Annotated in this window: 2 protein-coding genes; both read right to left on the bottom strand. The window is 47.4% G+C overall.

Going from position 1 to position 1,106, the window contains the following annotated elements; translation table 11 throughout:
* On the bottom strand, positions 1-420 hold a 420-nt coding region (locus tag R7F07_RS25310), incomplete at its 3' end, for an exonuclease domain-containing protein (RefSeq protein WP_411976923.1).
* On the bottom strand, positions 417-1,106 hold a 690-nt coding region (locus tag R7F07_RS25305), incomplete at its 5' end, for a putative nucleotidyltransferase substrate binding domain-containing protein (RefSeq protein WP_318110681.1). The genes R7F07_RS25305 and R7F07_RS25310, both read right to left, overlap by 4 nt.

Here is a 1,106-nt window from a genome sequence, read left to right as displayed (position 1 = left end):
CACCTTGCCAGCGAGCGCATCCAAAATCTCACCTAGTATTTGTGTTAACTGGGGCGCGTTTTTCACTTCAGAATCCGTAATGCCATGAATAACGACAGACTCCTCATTAAGCTCTCGGTTCGGATTTACAATCCAATGCGCTGAACCACTGCACTGCACTCGGTCAATCGTAAACGGCACAAGACCAATGGTAAGAATGGCATCCTCTTCTGCATTTAAGCCCGTCGTTTCAAAATCTACCGAGACAAACGGCACCTCTTTTAATGGCGTATTCCCATTCACCATAGGAGTCGAATAGTATCGCTTCAACCGTTGATCTTGCGCTTGCTCTGCCAACTGCTCAAACAATACTGGCCACTCCGGTGTTTGCGAAGTATCGAGCAGCGGTGTACTCGCCTTACTTTTTGCCAACCACATCATTTACTGCTTCTTTGGTAGCGGAACTTAATGAAGTTCTGCGCATTGCTTAGAATTTGGAATGCCGCTTTCAGATTACGACGTTCGAAATCGGACATGTTTTCTGGCTCGATGTTGTTATCCGGCTCGTCGCCATTTTCAATATCCAAGGCTTGGTGACGGATTCGAACCATATAGATAAGCTCCATCGCATCTCGCAAGTCCATTCCGCGCCCTTTTGGCAGGATCCCGGCGTCATTAATGTCGTCTAATCGATCAAACGAGTTTTGCGAACGCGAACCAATCGCCAAGGCATGCACTCGAATCAAATCTGCCAGCGGCGCGGTACCGCGTCGTTTAAGGTTGATCGAATTTCGATGACGCCCATCTTTCTCCATCACGAAATCTTTAAAAAATCCTAACGGCGGGGTTCTTCGAATTGCGTTGTAAGCCATACAAGCCAAAAATCGATTGTTCTTTTTGGCTCGTCTGACGATAAAGCTACTCAGTTGCTCTGCCCATTTCACCCGGCCATGAATCCCTAGCAAATCGAAGAAAATATTACTGTTTAGCAACCTCTCTGGCGTCGGATGATCGATCCAATCGCCAAAGCACTCTTCCCATTGCGATTTGGTTTTTCGCCATTCAGGATTGGTAGCCATAATGTCGCCCGTACAATAGGTATAGCCGCATGCCGCCAATCCATCACA

The organism is Vibrio sp. YT-16, assembly GCF_033337405.1.
Taxonomy (GTDB): domain Bacteria; phylum Pseudomonadota; class Gammaproteobacteria; order Enterobacterales; family Vibrionaceae; genus Vibrio; species Vibrio alginolyticus.
Note: the sequence above shows the minus strand (reverse complement) of the source record. Positions and strands in the feature narration are given on the sequence as shown.